The following is a 24,372-nucleotide window of genomic DNA, read 5'->3' as shown; positions in this document are numbered from 1 at the left end:
CGGCTGAGCACCCGCCCCTGCCCAACGGGGCGGGTGCTCAGCCGACGGCTCGGACATATGCCAACGCACGAACCGTCGGGGCGAAGCCGTGCAGCATCTTCTACTCCAGGTTTTGGATCGCCATTCACGCATCGAACCAAAAGGAAGATTCGTGTGTGGTGACCTCTTACGGCTTCGGCTGTTGCCTGGCTTCGCGCGGAGCGCAGCCGTGGACCTCGCGGAAGGCCCTGCTGAAGCTTGCTGGGTGGCGGTATCCCCACCTCGTCGCGACGGTCGCGATCGTCGTTTCCGGGGACCGCCGCAACTCGCCAGCGGCGCCCTCGAGCCGCCGTTCGCGGATCCAGGACGACACCCCGGTCCCGGAGGATGCGAAAATCTTGTGCACGTAGCGCGTGGAAACGTAGTGGGCCTGTGCGATCCGCTCGGGGCCGAGTTCCGGTTCGTGCAGGTGTTCCATCACGTAACGTTGCATCTGAGCGAGCAGCGCCTCGGGGCCTGGGCGCGGATCGGAGATCTCCTGCCCGCCGTACATGCTGCGAAGCAAGGGCAGCAGCATCTGCGAAGCGCCTTCCCCGTCAGGACTTGACAGCCCGCCGCCGCTCGTGGTCGTTCGGGCGAGGTGCGCGAGGAACGGCGTTGCAGGCCCAGCGAGCCGTCCCTGGCCCGAGTCCACTCGCGTTGCGGAACGCCGGGCGATGCCCTTGGCCTGCGCCCCGATGAACCATTTCGGAATGCTGAAAACGAGCACCTCGAAACCTTCCCGGCCCTCAAAAGTGGAAGGCCGCGACGTATCCTGGCATGCAATCTCACCGGGGCGAAGAGCGCAGCTGCGATCGTCCTGTTCGATATGGATCTTGCCCCTGGCCATCAGATAGAGCAGGATGCACTCCGGGTCTGCAGTCGAGATCATCCGCTGTGTGCGAGCCACTCGGTGGGCAAGTCCTTGGATGGACCGGACCCCGACCGGACCGATCTGGCCGCTGGCCATGCGGGCTTCGAAGGATGGCGCCCCGAACGATTCGACGCGCATCGGGAAGAAGCGTTCAGCGATCCCCGCCGACCAGTAGTCCCGGCGCTCCGCCGGAGGAACCGACCGCGTATCCAGCACGGAAGTCATTTATCCACTCCTAGAAGATTCGATCCGTTTCGTACCGAGTGTAAGGTGCGTCACAATTCAATGCAAAGATGCCACGTCACCTTGTCGGCAGGTTAGTGGCGAATGCCCGGAGGTCGCCGGCTCGAACCGGAATCCATGGCAATCCATTTCGTGGCCTCCGAAGACCCTTTGTGGCCAGGCCACTTGGGGCGTTGTTGTTCCTATATACACAGGCTGACGCTTTTGCCGGGCCCCCATCGCCAGTACCTCGCGATACCCGGAAGATTGAAGCATCAAAGTGTGATCGTGTACGTTTCGTATTGGATGGCTAAGCACGTATGGTTGACCCATGGCAATCAGAAGCGAAGAAAGTCGTCGGGCCATTTTGGAAGCAACCATGAAGTTGCTCGAAGATTCGGGGCCTGACGGATTTACGGTGCAAAAGCTCTCGATCGAGCGCATTGCCCGTGAGGCCGGAGTCAGCAAGACCACTATCTACAGGTGGTGGTCGAGCAAGGTTGCCGTGGTTATCGATACATTCCTGGACAACCATGTCGCGCGTACTCCGGTGCGCCAGGATGTCCCTGCGATCGACGCGCTTCGTGAGCACATGGCCTCACTAGCGGAGGTCTACGCGGGCAATGAGGGGCGGCTCGTGGCGCAACTCATCGGTGAGTGCCAGGGGGACGAGGCAGCGATGGTTGAATTCAAGAAACATTTCTGGACCCCGCGCGCGCTGGTCGTTATGTCCCTGGTTGAACGGGCCATAAGCGAAGGGTCGATGCGCAAGGATCTCGACGCGCAGCTCGTCACGGAGCTGCTCTATGCCCCCGTGTACTTCCGCCTGTTGTTCCAATCGGGCCCCCTGGACGCCAAAGCCACCGATGCAATCATGCAGACAGCACTTGAAGGGCTTGCTGCAGGGTAGCGGCCCCAAGTATTACTTGTTCCGTCCGGGCCCATGGGCCCGGACGGCTCCGTGACTGAAGAATTGGCCCTATAACCTTGGGTTCCCGCGGCATGTTGGGCGAACAGTATGCCGGTGCTGGCTTTGGCCGGGGCGCAGCCCGGCGCCCGCGTTGAGTGGCGTGCACCTATTTGAGGGGGCGCAAGAAGTTTTCGGCGGCGGTCCGGTAGGTGGCGACGCGCTGTCATCGCCTGCGCCCACTGTGGCATCCTTGCGACATGCTCGTGGCGGCCCTTGCCTCCCTGATTTCCCGTCCATGTGTCCGGTTTGGGCCTGAGGTTTTGGCCCTGTGCAATACGATACGGTTCGTATATATTGGATTTGACGTTAGATGTAGGAGTCTGACCCTGATCTGTCCCCGCCCGTGGACCAGCCCGTCAGGGAAGCCGTCCACACTGAGAGGAAACATCATCGTGAAAACCGCCATCGTGCCGAATGACGCGGTCGTCGTCGCCTATCGCAGGACACCGATCGGCCGGGCCCGCAAGGGGTCCCTGGCCGGTGAGCGCCCCGAAGACCTCGCGCTGGCAGCCATCCGGGGAGCGCTCGCTGCGGTTCCGCAGGTTGACTCCACCGAGTTTGCGGACGCCTACGTGGGGTGCGCGGTACCGCAGGGCGCGCAGGGCGACAACATCGGACGCCGTGTCATGATTCTTGCAGGAATGGACAGCGTCCCGGCGGTCACAGTGAACCGCTTCTGCGCCTCCTCGTTGCAGGCCACCGCGATGGCAGCCCAGGCAGTGCGGGCGGGCGACGGGGACGCGTTCCTGATTGCGGGCGTCGAATCGACCACCTCGACACCGCCCGTGGTTGAATCACCCCACCCCGCCTTTGCGGACGCAGCACGGCGTGCCGATGGCATCTTCGAATCCGGCCAGCCGTGGGCCGACCCCCGGGATCACGGGGAGCTGCCCGACGTGTACCTCTCTATGGGCAAGACCGCCGAGTTCGTGGCCCGTCAAACCGGCACCACGCGCCGCGACCAGGACGAATGGGCTCTGGAGTCCCAGCTCCGGGCGGAACGGGCGATGGAGTCCGGCTACTTCGCACGGGAGATCGTGCCGGTGGCCACGGCTGCCGGCACGGTGGTGCGTGATGACGGCCCGCGTCCGGGCACCACGCTTGAGGCCCTCTCGGGCCTCAAGCCAGTGTTCCACGAGTCCGGAACCGTCACCGCGGGCAACGCCAGCCCGCTCAACGACGGCGCGTCAGCCTTGGTGGTGATGAGCGCCCGGCGTGCGGGCGAACTGGGGTTGAAGCCGCTGGCCCGCATCCTGGGCAGCGCCGCAAGCGGCCTCTCGCCGGAAATCATGGGACTGGGTCCCGTGGACGCATCCCGCCGCCTGCTGGATCGTTTGGGCCTGTCGATCGGTGACATCGATATCATCGAGCTGAACGAGGCCTTTGCCGCCCAAGTGGTTCCCGTGGTGCGGAAGCTGGGCGCAGATCCCGGCCGGGTCAACCCGTTTGGCGGGGCGATCGCCTTGGGCCACCCCTTCGGTGCGACCGGCGCGCGGCTGGTCGGAACGCTCATCAACGGACTGCAAACCACAGACGGATCGCTCGGCCTGGCGACGCTCTGCGTGGGCGGCGGCCAGGGCATGGCGATGGTAGTGGAGAGGTTGTCGTGAACCAGCCAGCGCTCATTGCCGACCCGGCCCGCTCGATGCTGGCCGCCGACCGGAGCCTGGAAGGGCTCGGCATCCAGGTGTTGCGCGCCAGGGAGGGCCGTGCCACGGCAGCCCTCCGGGTCACGCCCGAAATGGCCAACGGGCACGGAATTGCCCACGGTGGATTGGTTTTCGCGTTGGCAGACACCGCGTTCGCTATGGCCGCAAACACCTTCGGCGCCGGAATCGCGACCGCCGAGGCTTCCATCTCCTACATTTCCCCGGCCCGCATCTCGGAGGAGCTAGTCGCCTCCGCTGAAGTGACCTTTCACGAGGGCCGCCGGATGATAGTGGATGTGGTGGTGCGGGCGGGGGAGCGGACTGTCGCCATCTACCGCGGAACGGGCAGGGCGCTGCGCCCGGCGGACTGAGGCTTCTTGAACAGCTGCCGATGTAGGGCGGCAAGACATGCGGGTGTGCCCGGGCTCCAAGTCGGAGTCCGGGCACACATGTATTTTGTGCCAAGGTCGCCGCGCCGGCTTCCGCCACGGGTGGGGCCGGCGCGGCGCAGGTGTCAGCTCTTGGATGCCTTCGAGCCAGCGGTCGCCAGCTTGTCGGCGATGCCCATGAGGACCGGTGACCCGGTCGCGGCAATCAGCAGGCCCTGGACTGGACGCTTCAGCTTTACCGAGACAGGTTCCTTGGCCCCCGCGAGGGCCGCTTCGCGTCCCATGGCCGGGTTCTTGTGGCACCGGACCGGCACATTGAAGATCAGGCGGCGCAGGCAAGAGTTGTCGTGGTCGCACCACACGATCTCATCCTGTCGTCCCTGGAGGACCTTGTTGGGGAATTCCGGATCGGCCAGCATTTGCCGGGCCAGCATGATTCCGTCCGCGAACCCGGCGGTTATGGCGTCTGCACACTGTTGCGGGTCGAAGGTGCTGCTGAGGAGCAACGGGACCTCGGGCATGGCGGCGCGGAATGCTTGCGGCTCTCCGTGCTCCAGGATGGCGCCCGAAAAGGAGGTGACGTTATTGTCCATCGACTCGTAGTTCGCATCGCTCAGGGCGATATATCCAACCCCTTCCTTTTCAATAATCGTTGCAACTTCGGCGAACCCCTCGGGTCCCTGACCATCGGGAAGGTGATCGTTGGTGCTCATCCTGAGGCCCACCGGATAGTCGGTTCCGACTTCGGCCCGGATCGCCCGAATCGTGTCCGTGAGGATGCGGGCGCGGTTTTCGGCACTCCCACCGTATTCGTCCGTCCTCCAGTTGGTGCGCGGTGAGAGGAAGGAGGAATAGAGGTAGCGCATGTGCGCGCCCAGCTCGATGCCGTCGAAGCCGGCCGCCTTTGCACGCCGCACTGCGGCGACGGCCTGCTCCTGGACCTCGAGGATTTCCTCCTTGGTGATCTCCTCCGGCGTCGGGTTCGTTCGGCCGCCGGGAATGTAGAAACCGTGCGGCAGACGGGGCGCGGCCATGCGGACGGGCTTCGGGCTCGCGGCCCTTGTGGGCCGGCCGTCGCCCGGCACGCCCATGGCGCCGAAGCTCGGGAAGATCTGGGCGAAGATGGGTACATCCTGCTCGTGCACGGCATCGACCATGCGCCGCAGCCCCGGAATGAACTCGTCCCGGTCGAAGCGCATCAAGGGCTGGAACGGCGCCTCCTGGTTCCCGCGCTCGGTGGCCACGCCGCCACCGATGATCAGCAGCCCGGCGCCGCCGCGTGCCCGCGTGGTGAGGAACGCGATCGTCTGATCGCTGGGATGGCCGTCCTTTGTCGGCTGGAGGACGGCCATGGGGCTAAGCACATAGCGGTTCTTGATCGTCAGGCCGTCGATTTTCCAGGGGCTGGAAAGCACTTCGGCGACAGTTGCTGTCTCGGGGGACATTTATTCTCCTTGGTTTTCAGTTGGACCAGGATGAAATGACTCATCCAAAATTGGCATCCGACTCGGCTCGTATCGTGACCGCGCGTCGCAGTAGACCCCCGGAAGTAGGGGACCCGGACCAGGCCTCAGAACCTGTCGCGGACGTGGCGTCCACGACCGTAGAGCGAGACCACGGCAAGGATGATGACGCCGAAGACGATGCGGCTCTGGGCTTCGGTCAGCCCATTGCTGACGATGATCGTGGACAAAAGGGTGAGAATGAGTGCCCCCAGCAGCGTCCGGGTGTAGCTGCCGCGAATAGAGCCGAAGATCGAGCCGCCGACAAGGACCGCGGCCAGGCCAGAGAACAGGTAGGGTTCCCCGACGGTCTGCGACCATCCCGCGCCGAAGGATGCGATGAAGATACCGGCAACCCCGGCCAGGGCTCCAGAGGCTGCAAAGACCATGGTCCACACGGCGGCGGTCCGGACCCTGGCCAATCGCGCGGCCCGGAAATTGATTCCCGTCGCGTAGAAGCGACGTCCCGCCGCGGTGCGATTGAGGAAAAGCCACATTCCCGCCCCGCAGAGAAGCACGATCAGGATGAGCGGGGGGAATGGCAGGCCAAGGGTGGTCCCCCTTAGGCTGGCCAGGGAACGCAGCGCCTCCGGCGGGGCGGAGGAATAGTCGCCGTCGGCGAGGAACAGCGTCGCGCCCGTGATGGCCGCGCCGGTGCCCAGTGTGACGACCAGCGGCTGGACCGCTAAGCGGTGACAGATCCAACCGATCAGGGCGCCGATGCCGCCGCAGACCAGGACCGTGATCAGCAGGGCTACGACCGGAGGGACCCCGAGCTTGCCTGCGACGTTCGCCGCCATGAAGGCACCGAAAAGGATGTAGCCCGGTGCCGCCAGGTCAAGCCCGCCCAGGATCACCACAAGCGTCTGGCCCATGGCTGCCAGGGCCAGCAGGGACGTGATGACCAGTATCGACGTGATGGACCTGGGGTTCGCGATGACCGGCATGGTGATCACCAGCCACGCCGCCAGGGTCAGTACGACAATGACCTGCAGGGCCGGTACTTCGAAGGCCCAGGCCCTGAACCTGGTCCAGGGCCTGGGCCGGACCGTCGGTGCCTGGGTTCTTGGTGCGGGGGGCACGGTGTCACTGCTCATGATGCGTTCCTCTTCGAACGGGGGGCCAGCAGCGTCGCGCCCAGCACGACGCCAACGACGAGGACGGCGCCGTAGGCAAATTGGATGAGGCTGGGTGCCACGCCCGAGGCCGTGAGCAACTGTTGCAGCAGGTAGATGGAGACCGCCCCGAAGAGGGCCCCCAACAGCCCGCCGCGGCCGCCGGCCAGGCTCGTCCCGCCCAGCACGGCCGCAGCGAGCCCCAGCAGGGCATAGGTGGAGGCGAGCGAAGACTGCGATGACTGCACGATTGCCGTCAGGGCGATTCCCGCGATTCCGGCGAACAGGCCGCCGAGGGTGTAGGCCAGGATCCGGATTGCTTGGATGTTCACGCCGGAACCGTAGGCTGAAACATCACTCTCGCCGGTCGCGAGGAGATTGCTGACGAAGGCCGTGCGGCGCAGGGCGAACCAGGTCAGCCCGGCGACGCCGATGGTCAGGAGAGCGCCCGGGACGATGCCGATGCCCCCGGCGAAGACCTCCGTCCAATTGTTGGGGGCGGCCACCGGATTCTGGGCGATGGTCAGCGACAGGCCAACGAGCAGGAACAGCATCCCGGTGGTTGCCACCACCGGGTGCAGGCGGACGACGGCGACCAGGATTCCGTTCAGGGCTCCGATCCCGGCGGCCACCGCCAGGATGATGGGTCCGGCGAGATGCCAGTTGCCCAGTCCCGCGGGAATGAGGATTGCGACGAACAGGCAGTTGATGAAGGTGGCCAGCGGACCGACCGAAATGTCAATGCCGCCGGCGAGGATCGAGGGCGTGGAGGCGAATCCCACCAGCACGAACGGCGCCAGGGTGGCCAGGGTGCCGGGGAGACGCGCGGGGGAGAGGAAGGACGGTGAGACGATCAGGTTCAACACCAGCAGCACCAGTGCGAGCAGCAAGGCAAAGGCGAAAGGCCAGCGCTGGAACAGGGGGAGGACGCGGTTCATGTATGCACCTCTGATTTCTGGCCGAAGTATGCGGCGACGATGGACTCGGTGGATAGCTCGGAATGGGGGATCTCGGCAAACACTGATTGGTCGCGGAAGACCAGGACGCGGTCTGCGAGGTCAACGAGTTCGTCGACCTCGCTGGAGAGGACCACGACGCTCATGCCTTCGGCGCTGAGTCGGTGCAGGATTGCGTAGATCTCCCGCTTGGTCCCGATGTCGACCCCTCTGGTGGGGTCATTGAGCAGCAGGACCCTGGGGTCAGTGGCAAGCCAGCGCGCCAGCAGCACCTTCTGTTGGTTACCGCCGGACAGCGTGGAGATGGCATCGTGCGCGGCGCCGAAGCGCAGGGACAGGGAACGGGCGAAGGCCTCGAACCGGCGGGCAATGCTGCGGGTGTCCAGCAATCCGCCGCGGCGGTCCTTGGCCAAGGTCGGGAGCGCGAAATTTTCGCGGATCGACATGGACTCGAACAGCGACTCGCCGCGACGTTCGCGCGGCAGGTAGGCGACCCCCAGGGCATCCCCGTTTCGCTCGGTAAGCTCTGCGACGCCCTCGGGCAGGATGCGAACAACACTGCCCGGCCCGGCAGCCACGCCGGCCAAGCGCTTGATGAAGTGGTCCTGTCCGTGGCCTTCTAGCCCCGCAAGGCCCACGACTTCGCCGGCGCGAAGCTCGAAGTCGATGGGTGCCGAGGCCGACGCCAGGCGGACGGAAGCTCCCCGAAGGATGACGTCCCCGGAGTCGTGCGGCTGCCGCCGGGTCGCGTCGTGGCCGGAGTTTCCGGTCATGTCCGAGATCAACCGGTCGACGGACAGGTCCGAACGGTCCACGGTGGACACGCTCCGGCCGGACCGCAGAACGGTGACCCGGTCCGAAATCTCCGCGACCTCGTCCATCCGGTGCGAGATGAACAGGATGGCGGTCCCCCCGGCCGCGAGTTGGCGCAGCTCGACGAAGAGCCGATCACGGGACCTGACGTCCAGGGAAGCCGTTGACTCATCAAGGATGAGCACCTTGGGCTTTCGCACGAGCGCCCGCGCAATGCAGATGGACTGCCGCTCGGAGAGCGAGAGTTGGCCGGCGGGAAGATCGAGGGGTACCTCGCCGGCGATACGCGAGAGGACATCTTGCGCTATTGATCTCTGCTCGGCGCGGCCCAGCCGGCGACGGAACGTCCCGTGGGACCCAAGCCAGACATTCTCGAGGACCGACTGGCTTCCCGCGGTGAGGACCTCTTGGAACACCGCCGCAATCCCCAGGTCCATGGCCTGTCGTGGCGATCGGCTGTTGACGGGGACGCCGTCCAATGTGACGGAGCCGGTGTCAGGACGGTGCACCCCACCCAGGATCTTTACGAGCGTGCTCTTCCCTGAGCCGTTTTCGCCCAGGAGCGTGTGAATCTCGCCCGGCCGGAGATGGAGGTCACCGTCGATAACAGCGCGCGTGGCACCGAACCGCTTGCTCACCCCGGCGAGCATCAGGCCGGATGGTTGGTTGTTCACGGCGAATCTCCTTTGAATGGCCGATAAATGTGTCGCAGGTCATATTCGAAACTAGACGAATCGTACCGCATGCGCCTACTCTGATGCCATACGATACGAATCGTTTTATACGGCAGGAGATTAACCATGAAGAAGACGACCCTTTTCCCCGGCTTCCCGACGGTCGGCGCCGCGATCCTGGGGGCCGGCGCCCTCGTCCTGACGGGCTGTTCGGCATCGGCGCCGGCGGCCCCGGGCTCCTCCGGAGGGGCAACCCCCGCCAAGGTGTCGCCCGCGGCAGCCGGGACCTGCGGGTCGCTGCCAACGGATGCAGCGAACGATCCCAACGGCCTGCTGTCCGGTTTACCCAAGGAGATCGCCGCGGGCTACAACCTCTACCCGTACGAGATCCGGAAGTCGGCATGGGCCGACTACAAGTCGAAGAAGACTGACGGTTTCACGGCCGCGATCGTTGGCATGCCACCTGCCAGTCCCTTCATTGCCTCCATGTCGGCGGCCATCCGCACGAGCCTGAAGGCCGATGGAGTCAAGATTGTCGGCGACTTCGCCCCGGATGACCCGTCGAACGTGCCCCTGCAGCTCCAGCAGTTCAACGAAGCGCTCTCGCTCAAGCCGGACGTGATCATCTACACCGCCATCGCACCGGAGCCTTCCGTGAAGCTGGCCAAGGCCGCCCATGAGGCCGGCATCCCGCTGATCGCCGCCCAGGTGCCTATCGATTCCGAATACGCCGTGAGCGTCACGAGGAATACCCCCCTCGCGATCGCCCAGGTCACCGCCGGCACGGTGGCGGCAATCGGAGGCAAGGGCAACGTCCTGCGCGTCGACGGCATCCCGGGCATCCCGGTCTCGACCTTCGCGGGCATGGGCATCGACGCCGTCCTGAAAAACTGCCCGGAGGTCAAGGTCGCCGGGTCGGTCACGGGCTTCTTCCAGCCGGCCACGGCCCAGGCGGAGGTCCAGAAGTTCCTTGCGACCCACCCTGCCGGGGTTGACGCCGTCTTGCAGGCCGGAACGATGGGCGTAGGCATCCGCAACGCCTTTGTGGAATCGGGCCTGGAGGTGCCGCCGATCGCGGACGACGGGTCCAGCCACGGATTCTCCTCCTGGGCGCTGGCAAACCCCGGCTACCCCTACTTCGGCACCACGACCCCGTCCGTGCGCACCGGTGAGGCAGTGGTCGATGTCGCCCTGCGCATCCTGAAGGGCGAGGGACCGAAGATCAACCAGATCGTTGAACCCTCGGTGATCGTCTCCCGGGAGAACCTCGCCAAGGTCGCGGACCCCTCATGGGACCACAATGACCTGACCGACCTGGCCGGGAACCCGGCGGACTACCTGCCCACCGACCGGCTCAATGCATTCTTCTCAAACCCCGGCGCATAGGACCGGTGCCAGTCATGAGCACGAGAGATGAATCCTCAACGCGGCCTGCCGATGGCCGGGTGCCGGGACGAACGCCGGGCCGGTGAGCGATTCAATGCGTTGTTCATCGGAAAATACCGGCGCCTGACGCCGACACGGGACCACACTCATCACCGGTCTTGAACCGGAGCCGAGGGCCCCTTCCGCCGGGTGGATGTCGAATCGACATCCAACCATGGAAGGTGCCCTCGCCTGCTGTTGGGCTGCACGGTGAACGCGGCGTCCGGCACGGAAGTCAGGATTCAGGGTATGCGGCCGCACGAGAACAGTCCGTCCTGCAGCCTCCGGCCGCTTGCCTGTTTGTTGTCCGTTTCCGCGGCCGACGCACGATCCCGTTCCATTCGTCCTCTCATTTCGTCAAGGGCGGCGCGCGGTCGCCGGATCGGTTCCTGTGCTGCATCTAGTCATTCAAGGTCATTCAAGCCGTTTTCACACGCAAAGAAGCCCCTTGGGACACTGAACCAGCATGCCGGTTCAGAGTTCCAAGGGGCTTTCCAATGCCGGCACACCGCCGGACAGCTTAGGGGCTGACGCGTCCGCGCAAGAATTCCGAGTCCGGGGAATCGGTGGCGGGCAGTCCCGAGGCTTCCAGGCTTGCGCGCAGCTGCTTCATGAAGCGGTCGGGAAGTCTGACTGCCGGCGGGCGCAGGGCGCCGCCGTTGAAGCCGGAGAGCCACTCCTGGTACTTCCACTGGGTGCGGTTGATGGAGCTGGTGCCCGGGGTGGAAGTGGACGATACAGCCATATTGGCGGCCCGGGCCGGCTGGACCTCCCAGTACCGCTTCATGGCTTCTTCCCACTTGCCGGTGCGCGCCAGCTCGAAGGCCTTGGGGTAGTAGTCGCCCATCCAGTTCGTGTTCGCGGTGCCGGAGAACTGGACGTCCAAGACCGACATGAGGGGGATCATTTCGGCCTCGATGGGGCAGGAGATCACTACTTCATCGCGGAAGTGGTGGTACATCTCCATGACTCCGGGGATGCCAGGGTAGCCCTGTTCGGCCTTGATGGCGACGATGCTCGGCATCGCGTCGAGGACGCGGCGCACGAAGTCCACGCTCATGCCGGCAGGGTGGATGCGCTCGAAGCCCCAGGCGGGCAGCGGGAACAGCATGGTGGCCAGGTCGGTTTCGTCGGTGAAACGCTTGGTGTAGTCGAACACCTCGTCGTACGAGGTCGGCCAGAACGATGAAGGGTAGGCCAGCAGCGCGCGGTCGGCGCCGGCCTTGGTAGCCAGGTTTGCTGCATGGATGTTTTCTTCCAGGGTGCCGAAGATTGCGTGGAAGAAGAGTGCGAAGTCCGGTCCTGCCGCCTCGCGGGCGATGGCTGTGATCCGGGCGTTCTCCTCCGGGGTGATATTCGCTTCGGCGATCAGCAGGGAACCCTTGTAGCCACGTTCCTTGAGCAAGAGGATGTCGTGGCGGATCGCGTTTTCGTTAATGCCAGAGAAGTCCGGGGTGAAGGATGGGTGCGTCACCGCGACGGTGCCGACGAAATTCTCCCGGGCCCAGGAGCGGGCTTCGGATTTGGTGTATTCCACCATGTTGTTCTCCTTATGGTTGTCGGTGGGGTTTATTTGCGGCTGGTGACGATGCCCACGGGTAGGACGGTGCCAATGCCCTCGGCGCGGGCGCGGTCCACGAGCATCTCGGCAACAACGATGTCCTGCAGTCCGGAACCGGTCGACTTGTAGATCCGGATCCCGTGCTCCGCGTCGATGGCGGTTTCACCGGTCAGGACGGCATTGAGTGTGACAACGAGCGAATCGACATCGACGCCGTGTGCCCGGGCCGCGATCATGTCCCCGCTGCCGTGCACGACCTCGTCACGGGTATCCACTACGACCACCGCGGCCCGGGCGATCAGCTCCGCGGGCAGCTCGCGCTGGGCGGGGGTCGTGGAACCGATCGAGACCACGGCGGAGTTCGGGCCGACCCATTCGGCCAGCAATGTCGGGGACTCGTCGCGGGAGCGTGCCGCGCACAGGATGAGATCCGCGCCTTCGGCGGCCTCGCGGGCCGAGCCGACAGCTCGTGCGGGCGCCCCGAACGTGCCGTCGAACTCGCGTGCAAAGGCCTCCCGGTTGGCAGGGGTCGGACTGAACACGCGGATGTCGGCGAACTCAAGCAGATGGGAAAAGGCCGTCAGGTGAGATCGCGCCTCAAAGCCGGAGCCGATCACTCCGACGATCAGCGGCCGCTGCGGCACGATCGTGGAGGTGCCCACCGCAGTGGTCGCGGCGGTTCGCAGGCCGGTGACGCGATTTCCGTCCACCAGTGCCACCAGATCCGCGGTGTCCTTGTCGAAAAGTGAAATTAAATAGCTGACGCGCAGGCCGTCCGCGAAGGACCCGGCGATTGACTTTGCCCCGAACAGACTGCCGCTGGGCGGCACCGAGGGCATGATCCGCAACCATTCGCGAGATGTCTGGGCGAAGATCCTTCCCGGGGTGCCGGCCTCGTCGTCGGGGGCCTTGTACGCGTTGCGGATGGCCCCGATCGCCCCCGGCCAGTCCGAAAGGCTGGCCACATCGGCGTCGGTGAGAAAGAGTGGAAGGCTGTTCGGCAACTCGCCATTGGTGCTCACGTGGGCACTCCTTGGTGTCGGGCAGCCGGTCCACGGGCTGCGGGCGTGGGTGGATCCATGATGGAAACTCAAATAGTATCCGATACGAATCGTATCCTATATAGTTGTGATCGAGAACACGTCTCAAGGAAAGGACCCCACCCATGGCAATCGCAAGCGTCAACCCGACCACCGGTTCGACCGAAATGATCATCGAGCCGCATACGGCCGAGGAAGTCCAAGCTCGCATCGCGGAAGCTGCCGAAGCGGCGCGGCTGTTGCGCGGCACAACCTTTGCCCAGCGCGCGCAGTGGATGCTCGCCGCGGCGGACATCTTGGAGGATCAGGCGGAGGGCCTCGGTGAGCTGATCACCGTCGAGATGGGCAAGCCGATTGCGCAATCGATCGCTGAGGTGCACAAGTGCGTCAAGGCCATCCGCTTTTACGCCGCGCATGCCGAGGAATTCCTGGCCGATGCTCCGCTGAAGGACCCGTCGTCGGTCGGCGCGAGCCGCGCGTGGACCCGCTACGAGCCGCTGGGGACGGTGTTGGCGGTCATGCCTTGGAACTACCCGCTCTGGCAAGTCATCCGCTTTGCGGCCCCGGCGCTTATGGCGGGCAACTCCGGCCTGCTCAAGCATGCTTCGAACGTGCCCCAGGCCGCACTCTTCCTGGACACACTCTTTGAGCGGGCAGGGTTCCCGCTCGGCTCCTTCCGCACCCTGCTGATCGGCGGCACCGAGGTGGCCGGCGTCCTGGCCGATGCGAGGGTCAAGGCGGTGACCCTGACGGGTTCCGAGCCGGCGGGGCGCTCGGTCGCCTCCATTGCCGGGGACCACGTGAAGAAGGCCGTGCTGGAATTGGGCGGGTCGGACCCTTTCATTGTCATGCCCTCGGCCGACGTCGCCGCCGCGGCGGCGACCGCCGTGCGTGCACGGATCAGCAACAACGGCCAGTCCTGCATCGCCGGCAAGCGCTTCATCGTGCACACCGAGGTCTATGACGCGTTCGCCGCCGAATTCGTGAAGCTGATGTCGGAGCTTTCCGTCGGGGACCCGCTGAATCCCGCGACCCAGGTGGGGCCCTTGGCCACCTTGTCCGGACGCGACGAACTGGCCGAGCTCGTCGAGGACGCCCGTGCCCTGGGTGCCCAGGTGCTGACCGGCGGGGTGGTTCCCGAGGGCCCCGGCTTCTTCTATGCCCCCACGGTGCTCGCCGGACTCAGCGAAGAGATGCGGATCATCCAGGAGGAGACCTTTGGGCCCGTCGCATCGCTCTACCGGGCCCAAGACCGCGAAGACGCCCTGCGGATCGCCAACCAGACCACCTTCGGACTTTCCAGCGCGGTGTGGACCGCCGACGCCCACGAGGAGGAATGGTTCACGGCCAATCTTGACGCCGGCGCGGTGTTCGTCAACGGCATGACCGTCTCGCACCAGGAGCTTCCGTTCGGCGGGATCAAGCGCTCCGGGTTCGGGCGTGAACTCGCCGCGGACGGCATCCGGGAGTTCTGCAACCTCAAGACCGTCTGGAAGGCCTGAGTCGCAAGGCCCGACGCGCATTCAAGCCCACCCGGGCCCTTGTGCGGTCGCGTGATGGATGTTACATTTTTTATTCGAAACGATACGTACTGAATATGAAGGAGCGAGATGGCAAACTTCGTCAATGTTGACGTGGTGGTGGTCGGGGGAGGACCCGTGGGGGTCGCGGCACTCGCGTTGCTGGGCCGCGCCGGCCTGAGCGCCGTCGGCGTGGAACGCGAGGTCCAGGCTTGGCCCACAGCGCGTGCCGTCCACTTCGATGGCGAGACCTTCCGCACGCTCCAGTCACTGGGAGTGGCCGAGCGTTTTGCCGAGGCCACGTTGCCAATGGCCTCGTTTCACATCGAGAACGAGGAGCGCGAAGTCCTGGTTTCCGTGCCAACCGGTCAGCTCGGCACCCAGGGTTGGCACGATGACCTCACCTTCCACCAGCCGGACATCGAAGTCCTGCTTCAGGAGGTCGTCCAGGAGCTTCCCGGCGTCGAGCTCCGCCGCGGCCTCACCGCGCTCTCGGTGCGCAATGTCGGGCAGGGCGTCGAGGTCTCGGTGCGAGACGCGGACGGCGAGGATTCCCTCATCCGCGCCCGCTGGGCCATCGCGGCGGACGGGGCGCGCTCGCAGACCCGCCAGGCGCTGGGCATCGAGTGCGAACAGCTGGGCGAGGATGCACAGTGGCTGGTCGCGGACGGGATCCTGGACGAAGGCCCGGGCCTGTCTTCCGACATGATCTTCCTAGGCCACCACACGCGGCCCGCCCTGTGGGTTCGTCTCCCCGGCAAGCGGGTGCGGATGGAGTTCATGTTGATGCCGGGGGATGACCCCGAGGAAATTGCGACTCCCGCGGGCGTGGAACGGATCAGCCGAGGCGTGCTGCCGGCAGACACGTTCACTGCGGACCGGCTGGCGATATATACGTTCCGCGGGCGCATTGCGCAGCAGTGGCGCGCCGGGAACATCTTCCTGGCCGGGGATGCCGCCCACCAGGCCCCGCCGCTGTTTGGGCAGGGCCTGTGCGCCGGAATGCGCGACGTGGCCAACCTGGTGTGGAAGCTCGATGCCGTCAAACGCGGTGCGGCCGACGACAGCCTCCTTGACACTTACGAGAGCGAGCGCATGCCGCACGCACGGTTCTGGGTCGAGCAGGCAACCCGTGCCGCGGGCTTCCTGCAGACCACCGACGCCGACACCGCGAAGCAGCGTGACGCCTTCATCCGCGCAAACCCCGCCGCATCCGCACCGGTCGCCCCTGCGCTGGGTCCGGGCTTGCACGAAGGCGGCACCGAGGAACGTGCCGGTCGGCTCGGCATGCAGCCGATCCTGGCCGACGGGGTGCGCCTGGATGACATGGTGGGAAGCCGTTTCCTGGTGGCAACAACCCGCGAGCTCTATGCCGCTGTCCCCGCCCCGCTGCGGGAAGAACTCGAGGAACATGCCGACGTCGTGGTCCTGTTCGATCCGGCCAAGGTCGGCCAGATCCTTGCCGCCGCCGGCGCTCAGGCTGTCGTCGTTCGCCCGGACCGCTACATTCTGGGCCTCGGTGACACCCCCGAGGCCCTGGAGCGCCTCATCCGCAGCATTCCGCAGGTCGGCCGCAACGTGCCGGCACGCATCTAAACCCGCATCCGTGTCAAACGGACAGAACACAGGAGACCATCATGGCATTCAGCCCGATCACACACCTGAGGCACTTCGATATCGCGGTGCCCGACTATCAAAAGCAGGTCGAGTTCTACAAGAACCACTGGGGACTCACCGAAATGGAGAACGACGGCGGCGTGACCTACTTCGCCGCCGAAGGTTCCCCGGAACAGTATTCCGTTCGCGTGCGCAAGGCCGAGGAAAAACGCCTTGACATGGTCGCGTTCGGCGCGGCAGACAGGGCCTCGGTTGACCAGCTCGCCTCCGACCTTATTGCCAAGGGCGTGAAGCTCATTGGCGAACCCGATGACGTCAAGACCCTCGGCGGGGGATACGGCTTCCGCTTCTTCGACCTGGAAGGACGCACCATCGAGGTCTCGGCAGACGTCGAGGTGCGCAAGCACCGCAAGATCGAGGAACGCGAGGCCATCCCGGTGCGGCTCTCCCACGTGGTGCTCAACTCCCCGGAACCGGAGAAGATGCGCGCCTGGTACGAGCAGCACCTTGGCTTCCGTCTCTCCGACACCCTGAACCACCCCCACATGGGCGACCTCTTCTACTTCATGCGCTGCAACGCGCAACACCACTCCATAGCGATCTCCCGCGGCCCGCATGCCTCGCTGCAGCACGCGTCCTTCGAGCTGCGCGGGATCGACGAGTACATGCGCGGCAGCGGCAAGCTGATGCGTTCGGGGTTCCGGAAGATCTGGGGCCCGGGCCGCCACAAGGCCGGGGACAACACCTTCACCTACTTCATCGACCCCAACGGCAACACTATGGAGTACACCACCGAACTGGACTCGGTCGACGAGGATACCTGGCATCCAAGCATCTTTGACACCAGTGAACCCGAGACCTCCGACCAGTGGGGCACCGGCGGCGACATGGACGAATTCATCGCCCGCGAAATGTTCAACGACCGCGACAATGGCCTGTACGTGGCCCCACCGGTATAGCGGCAACAAGCAATGACTGATGGAGGCTTCATGGAAAATACACGCGTGAATGGATTCATGCTGGGCACCTTCGAGCACGACGGGGAGGAATTTCCCGGTGTGGTCTTCGGGGGCGACGTCGTTGACCTGCGCGCAGTCGTGCCGGGCATTAATCGGATCGGGGACCTGTTCGCTGACTGGGATGCGCACCTGGACACCCTCGAGGCCATCGATCCGGCCGCAGCGGGCGCGCGTCCGCTCGACGGGCTGAGGGTGCTGCCGCCGGTGCAGCCGGTGGGCACGATCGTCGCCGCGGGGGCGAACTACCGTGAGCACGTCCTGCAGATGAGTGTGGCCCACAAGCTCGGCAAAGAAGGCGCCGATGCGGCGCAACTGGCCGCTGACGCCGCAGCCGAAATCGACGAGCGCGGCCGCTCGGGCGACCCGTACGTGTGGACCGGGATTCCCTCGGCGGTCTGCGGCGCCTACGACGATGTGCAGTTGCCGGATGTCGGCGGAAACGTCGACTGGGAACTGGAGCTTGGCGTGGTCATCGGCCGCAGGGCGCACCGGGTCTCGGCCGAGGATGCCTTCGACTACGTTGCCGGGTACACGATCGTCAACGATGTCACCGCGCGCACGCTCGTCCCGCGCAACGACATCGCGATGATGGGCACCGACTGGTTCCGTGCGAAGAACCAGCCGACGTTCTTCCCCACCGGTCCGTACGTGGTGCCGAAGCGGTTCGTCCCGGATCCGGCGAAGCTGCGGATCCGCTTGAGCCTCAACGGCACGCCGATGCAGGACGCATTGGCCGATGACCTGCTCTTCGACATCCCGAGCCTGATCGCCTACGCCTCCTCGGTTGCCGTGCTGCTGCCCGGGGATGTCCTCATCACGGGTTCGCCGGCGGGCAACGGATCGCATTGGGGCCGGTTCCTGATGGACGGCGACGTGATGGAGGCGGAAATCAGCGGGCTCGGCACTCAACGCTCAACGGTCCGTGGGCCCAGCGGGCAGCTGCCTCCCTGGTATGTGGATCGGCCGGATGCGGTCGCCGCGGCCGGCGGCGTTGCCCCGTGATTCTGCGCCAAAGCCACTTCGTCCCGCCGGTGTCCTATTTGCTCGCGGACGAGCTGGGATTCCTGCGCGAAGTGGCGGTGGTGCCCACCCGGACCACCTCTAGCGCCGAGCAGCTGAGGGCCTTGCTTGCCGGGGAGCAGGACCTGGCGGTCACGGCGATCGACAACCTGTTCGAATGGACCTTGGCCGGCGGCGACCTCCGCCTGGTTGCCCAGGTCGAGCTGACCACGCCGCTGGGCATCAATGCCGGCGGCGACGTGGAATCCCTCCCGGACTTGGCCGGGTGCCGGTTCGCCGTGGACGCCCCCGACAACGGTTTCGCGCTCATCGCCAAGCGCCTGCTGCGGGACGCCGGCGTCGAGGTCGACTACGTGGTGGTGGGTGGCGTGCGCGAGCGCCTGGACGCGCTGCTCGGCGGCCACGTGGACGCGACGCTGCTCGGGCCGCCGTTCGACAAACTGGCCGAACAGGCCGGGATGCGGCGCGTGGTGGATGTCAATGCCCTGCTGCCGGAACTGCCGGGCCAAGGTCTGGTGGTCCGCGCCGAACTTCTCGGTTCCGCGGAGCTGGAACGCTACCTGCGCGCACTGGCATGCGGAGTGGAAGCCGGCGGGTCGATGACCGACGCGGAAGGCATCGAGTTGCTTGAACGCTGTGGTTACCAAACCGCGGCCGCGACGGCCTGGGGCACGCGCGCCCGCACGCTCACGGTGGATCGGCGCGGACTTGGGCTGCTGACCGGGATCCGTCGAAGCCTGGGCATGCTCCCGCCGGGTATTGCCTTGGATGAGCTCTGCGACGACGAACCGCTCCTGAGGGCCACACGGTCCGCCACGGTTCGTAACTGAGCGCCAATGGCCGGACTGCCCTAATCGGCACTAGATGCCCTTGTCACGCCCTTCATTGCGCAGCCCAAACCCCCACGGAGTTGTCTATTGCGGCTCCGTCCACGCAATGCGATACTGTACGTATCGTATGATTGATGTCCAAAGGAGCAACCATGAAACTGGGACGTATAGCAGTGCCCACGCCCGACGGCGAGCAGATTCGACTCGTCGCGGCCCAGCCGGAGCAGGGCCGGGTTATTGACCTTGCCCGCGCCTATGCCTTGACCCTGCAGCGCAAGGCTGCCGAGCCCGAGCGTGCCCGGGCTCTCGCCTTGGCGTTGCTTCCCGGAAGCCTGGCGGCGGGAATCGGCGGAGGCGCCGTATTCCTGGACGCCGCACACGCTGCGCTTGCCGCGGCCGACGACGCTTCCCTTGCCATCGATGAGGTCTCGTGGCGGGCGGCGGTCGATGCCCCGGTCATTCGCGACGGGCTGACCTTTGAGCAGCACATCCAGAACTTCCACCGCATTGTGGCCAAGGCCCAGCCGGCGCGGTCAATCTACGAGCGTCCGGGGTATTTCAAGGGCACCACGGCCATGTCCTACGGCCACAACCAGGTTCTGCCCTACCCCGACTTCACCGAAGCCCTCGATTGGGAGCTCGAGGTCGGCTATGTCGTGGGCAAGTCCGGCAGCGACCTGACCCCGGACACGGCAATGGACCACCTCTTCGGGATCACCATCTTCAACGACTTCAGCGCACGCGATATCCAGGGTGCCGAAATGGCGATCGGCATGGGCCCGCAAAAGTGCAAGGACTTCGGCTACGGCATCGGCCCCTGGGTCACCACCATGGACGAAATCGACTCCATCGAGGGGTTGCGCGGCCAGGTCCGCGTCAACGGAGAAGTCCTCTCCGACACCAAGGTCGAGGACTTCGTCTACACCCCTGCGGAGCTGCTGGCCTACGTCTCGATCTCAGACCGCCTGCAGCCGGGCGACCTCATCGGCTCCGGCACCATGGGCTTCGGCGCCGGCGTCGAAATCGGGAAATTCCTGAAACCCGGCGACGTCATCGAGCTGGAACTTGAAGGCGTCGGCACGTTGCGCACCCCGGTCTCCACCGAACGCCAAAAGGCCCCCTGGTGGCCCGAGCCCCGCACCTACCCGCACGAAGCATGGGTGCTCTGATGACCCGGCCCCCAGTTCGCCGCATCGTCACCGGGCACGACGACCACGGACGCGCCATCATCCTCTCGGACGGTGCCGCGCCTAACCACTGGTCCTCGGAAGTGATTCCGGGATTCGGCGCCACCGTGCCCTGGCTGACCGCAGCCGGACCCATCGACCACGTCACCGACGCGGACCCGGCCGCGGCCGACGCCGAGATCCCCAGCTTCCCCGCCGCCGGCGAGACGATCCTGCGCATTGCAGACTTCCCGCCGGACGCCGTCTATCCGGACGAGGCAGGCTCGGTGATCTTCAGCGAGCTCGATGGACACGACGAGGCCGAAGCAGGCGCCGAGCACAGCGGCTCCAAGCACTTCTGGTTCCACCGCACCGACTCGCTGGACTACGCTGTGGTGCTCGAGGGCGAGATCACTCTGCTGGTCGACGAGGGTGAGGCGACAATGCGCGCCGGCGACGTGGCCGTGCAACGAGCCACCAGCCACGCCTGGTCCAACCGCACCGACCGCACGGCCCGGGTCCTTTTTGTGCTGATCGGAACCGAGCCCCTCACGGCATCCCAGATCGCCGAGCGGCGCAGGGAAGCTTCCCGGCCCTTGGAGAGCGCATGATCCTCAACGCCCACGCCGCGGACGGCGAAGTGATCTGGGAACCCGACCTCGAACACAGCGCGGAGACCGGCATCGGGCAATTCGCCGCCTTCCTGGGCCGGCAAGGCATTGAGGTCGGCGAGAGCTACGACGAGCTCTGGCAGTGGTCGGTGGATGAGCCGGAACAGTTCTGGGAACTCTTTGCCCGGTTTGCGGGAGTCAATTTCGGCGGGGCGGCAGGACCGGTCTGCACCACTGACGCCATGCCCCACACGCGGTGGTTTCCGGGACGCACCCTCAATTTCGCCCGGCACCTGCTGCAGGGCCACGAGGGAATTGCACTGGTGGGCATCGCCGAGGACGGGACGCGCGAGGAGGTCACCTGGAATGCGCTGAGGCACGAGGTGGCCTCCCTCGCCGCGCATCTTCGGGCCCGGGGTGTGGGCCAAGGGGACCGGGTCGTCGGAATCCTTCCGAACGTTGCCGAAGCCGTCGTCGGGCTGCTCGCCACTGCCACTATCGGCGCCATCTGGTCCGTCTGCGCCCCCGAGTTCGGGCCGGGTGCGATCATTTCGCGGTTCGCCCAGCTCGGTCCAAAGGTCGTCATCGCCACGCCGGGCTACATGCTCGGAGGGAAGGACCGGGACCGCCGCGCGGAGCTGGAGGAAATCTTCACCCAACTCCCCACCGTCGAGCACGTGATCTGGGTCGAGCGGCATACGTCCGTCCCGAGTGTCCCAACCCGGGTTCCGGCAGTGGCCTGGGCACAGGCCGTGGCCGAACCGGCGGAGCTCGATTTCGAAGACGTCGAGTTCAGCCACCCATTGTGGGTCCTGTTCTCTTCCGGGACAACGGGCATTCCCAAGGGCATCGTGCATGGCCACGGCGGGGCGCTGCTTGAGGAAATGAAGATGCTCCTCATCCACTCCGACCTGCGGCCCGGAGACCGCTACCTCAATGTGGCCTCGACGAGCTGGGTGCTGTGGAACGCACTCGTCTCCGCCCTGGGCGTGGGCGCGACGGCGGTACTTGTCGACGGAAACCCCACCTTCCCGTCGGTCGACCGGGTGTGGCAGATTGCCGCAGCCGAGCAGGTCGCTGTCCTCGGTGTGGGTGCGGGATTTGTCCATTCCTGCGCGAAGGCCGCTCTAGTGCCGATGCGCGACCACGACCTGGGTGCCTTGAAATCCCTTCAGGTCACCGGATCGCCGCTCTCGTCCGACGGCTATCGCTGGGTCTACGGCAATGTGGGTGACATCTGGTTGAGTTCGATGAGTGGTGGCACCGACATCGCCTCCATCTTCGTGGGAGGATCCCCGACACTGCCGGTCCATGCTGGCTACATCCAGGCTCCGGCCCTCGGAGTGCGCGTGGAGTCCTGGGATGAAGCCGGCAATCCCACCCGGGGCAAGGGCGAACTGGTGGTGACCAAGGCAATGCCCTCGATGCCGCTGAGCTTCTGGGGAGACGATGGCAGCAGGTACCACGAGAGCTACTTCGCGATGTATCCGGGGGTGTGGCGGCACGGGGACTACATCGAGTTCACGCACCGGGGCATCCTCATCCACGGCCGGTCCGACTCGACCCTCAACCGCAACGGGCTGAGGCTCGGTTCGGCAGATATCTACTCGGTGGTTGAATCGCTGCCGGAAGTCGCAGAGGCCCTGGTGGTCGGCGCGGAACTGGGCACTGACTACTACATGCCGCTGTTCGTCCATTTGGCCGACGGCGCCAACCCGGACGTGACCCAAAAGGCGATCACCAGATCCATCCGTGAGAACCTGTCCGTCCGATATCTGCCAGACGAGATTGTCTTCATGCCCGGAATTCCGCATACCCGCACCGGAAAGAAGCTGGAAGTCCCCATCAAGCGGCTTCTGCAGGGGGCGCGGCTGGAAACGGTCGCGGATCTCGGGTCGGTGGATGATCCAGTGCTGTTGGAAGAATATGCCCGGTTTGCCCTTGAACGGCAGACGGTATCACCCCAAGCGGCACCGCTACCCGCTTCCGACAGGTTCGGCCCGCCGTAATGGATGATGGGCGCCGGGAAGTATCGAGGATAGAACATCAAGCGACTCAACGGCTCGCTAGATACGGCTCACCCCCTCAAAGGAGAGACATTGGGAACCATGCCAAGAGCAACACCTGTCAGTCAAGAAACGGTCGGCGCCATCGGGCACAGCATCTCTCTGATCCGGGGCGAGGTTGGAGAGACGGCAGACTGCATCAATGAACAGGAACTTGCTCAGCTGGCCACCCATCTCAACACCGTTAACCGGGTCTTCGTCGCAGGGGCAGGCCGCAGCGGCCTGGTTCTCAGGATGGCCGCTATGCGGCTGATGCATCTAGGCCTCACGGTCCACATCGCAGGGGACACCACCACTCCTGCGATCCGCGCCGGGGATCTGTTGGTGGTGGCCTCTGGATCCGGAACGACCTCAAGCGTGGTGAAGGCGGCAGAAACTGCGGCAAAAGCCGGTGCAAAGGTGGCCGCATTCACGGCCAACACAAACTCCCCACTGGCTGCAGTAGCCGACATGCTCATGGTTATCCCGGCCCCGCAGAAAACCGACCACCAATCGGGTGCGTCCCGGCAATATTCCGGAAGCCTCTTCGAACAGGTGCTTTTCCTCGCCACCGAAGCGGTGTTCCAAGCCCTCTGGGAGAAAGCCAGCATTTCTGCCGAACAGCTCTGGAGCCGGCACGCCAATCTTGAATAGCAGGACTCGGGATGGCGACTACGGCGACGACCGACGCAGCGGAAACACCAAGCAAAAACTCACCCCTAAATTCCTTCAGCCTAACAATTCCTAAAGAAAGAGCCGATCATGAAACTCCAAGTTGCAATGGACCTCCTCACCGTCGAAGACGCCCTCGAATTGGCCGCCAAGGTAGCCGAATACGTGGACATCATCGAACTCGGAACACCCCTGATAAAGGCTGCAGGCCTCTCCGCTGTCACCGCCATCAAAAATGCCCACCCCGACAAAATCGTTTTCGCTGACATGAAGACCATGGACGCCGGAGAATTGGAGGCCGACATCGCCTTCAAAGCCGGCGCCGACCTGGTATCAGTCTTGGGCAGTGCAGACGACTCGACCATCGCCGGCGCCGTGAAGGCCGCCCGGGCACACGGCAAAGGCATCGTTGTGGACCTCATTGGGGTATCCAATAAAGTCTCCCGCGCCAAGGAAGCGCGTGCCCTTGGCGCCAAGTTCGTGGAATTCCACGCCGGCCTTGACGAGCAGTCACAGCCCGGCTATGACCTCAAGGGGCTCCTGACCGCGGGCGAAGAAGCGCGCGTCCCCTTCTCAGTAGCCGGCGGAGTAAACCTCTCGACGATCAACGCTGTCCAGCGGGCAGGGGCGGACGTGGCTGTAGCGGGCGGCTCAATCTACGGAG

At 65.2% G+C, this 24,372-nt stretch carries 21 protein-coding genes; 14 read left to right on the top strand and 7 right to left on the bottom strand.

Annotation, left to right across the window (positions count from 1 at the left end; all coding sequences use genetic code 11):
• Nucleotides 1-166: 166 nt before the first annotated feature.
• Complete coding sequence (locus ABD243_RS11555; RefSeq protein WP_344365648.1) at nucleotides 167-1,117, bottom strand: helix-turn-helix domain-containing protein; 951 nt, start codon at nucleotides 1,115-1,117, stop codon at nucleotides 167-169.
• A 328-nt stretch (nucleotides 1,118-1,445) separates the two neighbouring features.
• Between ABD243_RS11555 and ABD243_RS11550 the strand changes: the two genes are divergently transcribed.
• The 3 genes from ABD243_RS11550 to ABD243_RS11540 all read left to right on the top strand — a co-directional run bounded on the left by ABD243_RS11550 (nucleotide 1,446) and on the right by ABD243_RS11540 (nucleotide 4,104).
• Nucleotides 1,446-2,024: a TetR/AcrR family transcriptional regulator gene (locus ABD243_RS11550; RefSeq protein WP_344365645.1), complete on the top strand. Its 579-nt coding sequence runs from the start codon at nucleotides 1,446-1,448 to the stop codon at nucleotides 2,022-2,024.
• A 452-nt stretch (nucleotides 2,025-2,476) separates the two neighbouring features.
• Entirely contained in the window at nucleotides 2,477-3,694 is a 1,218-nt protein-coding gene (locus ABD243_RS11545) for an acetyl-CoA C-acyltransferase (RefSeq protein WP_344365643.1), read from the top strand.
• Complete coding sequence (locus ABD243_RS11540; protein ID WP_344365642.1) at nucleotides 3,691-4,104, top strand: PaaI family thioesterase; 414 nt, start codon at nucleotides 3,691-3,693, stop codon at nucleotides 4,102-4,104. The genes ABD243_RS11545 and ABD243_RS11540 overlap by 4 nt, the downstream gene beginning before the upstream one ends.
• 143 nt (nucleotides 4,105-4,247) lie before the next feature.
• Here the strand turns inward: ABD243_RS11540 and ABD243_RS11535 are convergent, their stop codons facing one another.
• The 4 genes from ABD243_RS11535 to ABD243_RS11520 all read right to left on the bottom strand — a co-directional run bounded on the left by ABD243_RS11535 (nucleotide 4,248) and on the right by ABD243_RS11520 (nucleotide 9,182).
• Entirely contained in the window at nucleotides 4,248-5,567 is a 1,320-nt protein-coding gene (locus ABD243_RS11535) for an NADH:flavin oxidoreductase (RefSeq protein ID WP_344365641.1), read from the bottom strand.
• A 125-nt stretch (nucleotides 5,568-5,692) separates the two neighbouring features.
• Nucleotides 5,693-6,721, bottom strand: coding sequence for an ABC transporter permease (locus ABD243_RS11530; protein WP_344365640.1), 1,029 nt, complete (start codon nucleotides 6,719-6,721; stop codon nucleotides 5,693-5,695).
• Nucleotides 6,718-7,677 (bottom strand): ABC transporter permease, encoded by a 960-nt coding sequence (locus ABD243_RS11525; protein WP_344365639.1) that lies wholly within the window; start codon nucleotides 7,675-7,677, stop codon nucleotides 6,718-6,720. The genes ABD243_RS11530 and ABD243_RS11525 overlap by 4 nt, the downstream gene beginning before the upstream one ends.
• Entirely contained in the window at nucleotides 7,674-9,182 is a 1,509-nt protein-coding gene (locus ABD243_RS11520; RefSeq protein WP_344365637.1) for a sugar ABC transporter ATP-binding protein, read from the bottom strand. Before ABD243_RS11520 ends, ABD243_RS11525 begins: the two co-directional genes overlap by 4 nt.
• 126 nt (nucleotides 9,183-9,308) lie before the next feature.
• On the opposite strand from ABD243_RS11520, the gene ABD243_RS11515 reads away from it, so the two are divergent.
• Nucleotides 9,309-10,568, top strand: coding sequence for a substrate-binding domain-containing protein (locus ABD243_RS11515; RefSeq protein WP_344365634.1), 1,260 nt, complete (start codon nucleotides 9,309-9,311; stop codon nucleotides 10,566-10,568).
• A gap of 559 nt (nucleotides 10,569-11,127) precedes the next feature.
• On the opposite strand, the gene ABD243_RS11510 is transcribed toward ABD243_RS11515, so the two are convergent.
• On the bottom strand, nucleotides 11,128-12,147 hold the full coding sequence (locus ABD243_RS11510) for a dihydrodipicolinate synthase family protein (protein WP_344365633.1): 1,020 nt from the start codon (nucleotides 12,145-12,147) through the stop codon (nucleotides 11,128-11,130).
• A gap of 29 nt (nucleotides 12,148-12,176) precedes the next feature.
• Nucleotides 12,177-13,190, bottom strand: coding sequence for an ornithine cyclodeaminase family protein (locus ABD243_RS11505; RefSeq protein ID WP_344365631.1), 1,014 nt, complete (start codon nucleotides 13,188-13,190; stop codon nucleotides 12,177-12,179).
• Nucleotides 13,191-13,333: 143 nt separating this feature from the next.
• Here ABD243_RS11505 and ABD243_RS11500 point away from each other — a divergent pair, with 143 nt between their 5' ends.
• The 10 genes from ABD243_RS11500 to hxlA form a co-directional block, all read left to right on the top strand.
• A complete protein-coding gene (locus ABD243_RS11500) occupies nucleotides 13,334-14,710 on the top strand; it encodes an aldehyde dehydrogenase family protein (RefSeq protein WP_344365628.1) in 1,377 nt (458 codons plus the stop codon).
• A gap of 108 nt (nucleotides 14,711-14,818) precedes the next feature.
• A complete protein-coding gene (locus ABD243_RS11495; RefSeq protein ID WP_344365626.1) occupies nucleotides 14,819-16,324 on the top strand; it encodes a bifunctional 3-(3-hydroxy-phenyl)propionate/3-hydroxycinnamic acid hydroxylase in 1,506 nt (501 codons plus the stop codon).
• Nucleotides 16,325-16,365: 41 nt separating this feature from the next.
• Nucleotides 16,366-17,304: a VOC family protein gene (locus ABD243_RS11490; RefSeq protein WP_344365623.1), complete on the top strand. Its 939-nt coding sequence runs from the start codon at nucleotides 16,366-16,368 to the stop codon at nucleotides 17,302-17,304.
• Between the two features lie 30 nt (nucleotides 17,305-17,334).
• Entirely contained in the window at nucleotides 17,335-18,366 is a 1,032-nt protein-coding gene (locus ABD243_RS11485) for a fumarylacetoacetate hydrolase family protein (protein WP_344365621.1), read from the top strand.
• Nucleotides 18,363-19,214, top strand: coding sequence for an ABC transporter substrate-binding protein (locus tag ABD243_RS11480; protein ID WP_344365617.1), 852 nt, complete (start codon nucleotides 18,363-18,365; stop codon nucleotides 19,212-19,214). Before ABD243_RS11485 ends, ABD243_RS11480 begins: the two co-directional genes overlap by 4 nt.
• Before the next feature lie 152 nt (nucleotides 19,215-19,366).
• Nucleotides 19,367-20,383 carry a fumarylacetoacetate hydrolase family protein gene (locus tag ABD243_RS11475; protein WP_344365615.1) on the top strand — a complete coding sequence of 339 codons (1,017 nt, stop codon included), beginning with the start codon at nucleotides 19,367-19,369 and terminating at the stop codon, nucleotides 20,381-20,383.
• Complete coding sequence (locus ABD243_RS11470; protein ID WP_344365613.1) at nucleotides 20,383-20,991, top strand: cupin domain-containing protein; 609 nt, start codon at nucleotides 20,383-20,385, stop codon at nucleotides 20,989-20,991. The genes ABD243_RS11475 and ABD243_RS11470 overlap by 1 nt, the downstream gene beginning before the upstream one ends.
• Entirely contained in the window at nucleotides 20,988-23,000 is a 2,013-nt protein-coding gene (locus tag ABD243_RS11465; RefSeq protein WP_344365611.1) for an acetoacetate--CoA ligase, read from the top strand. The genes ABD243_RS11470 and ABD243_RS11465 overlap by 4 nt, the downstream gene beginning before the upstream one ends.
• A 99-nt stretch (nucleotides 23,001-23,099) precedes the next feature.
• Nucleotides 23,100-23,690: a 6-phospho-3-hexuloisomerase gene (hxlB, locus tag ABD243_RS11460; protein WP_344365661.1), complete on the top strand. Its 591-nt coding sequence runs from the start codon at nucleotides 23,100-23,102 to the stop codon at nucleotides 23,688-23,690.
• Nucleotides 23,691-23,798: 108 nt separating this feature from the next.
• A partial coding sequence (gene hxlA / locus ABD243_RS11455; protein ID WP_344365609.1) for a 3-hexulose-6-phosphate synthase occupies nucleotides 23,799-24,372 on the top strand: 574 nt, incomplete at its 3' end.

The organism is Arthrobacter humicola (assembly GCF_039531445.1).
Classification (GTDB): Bacteria; Actinomycetota; Actinomycetes; order Actinomycetales; family Micrococcaceae; genus Arthrobacter; species Arthrobacter humicola.
Note: the sequence above shows the minus strand (reverse complement) of the source record. Positions and strands in the feature narration are given on the sequence as shown.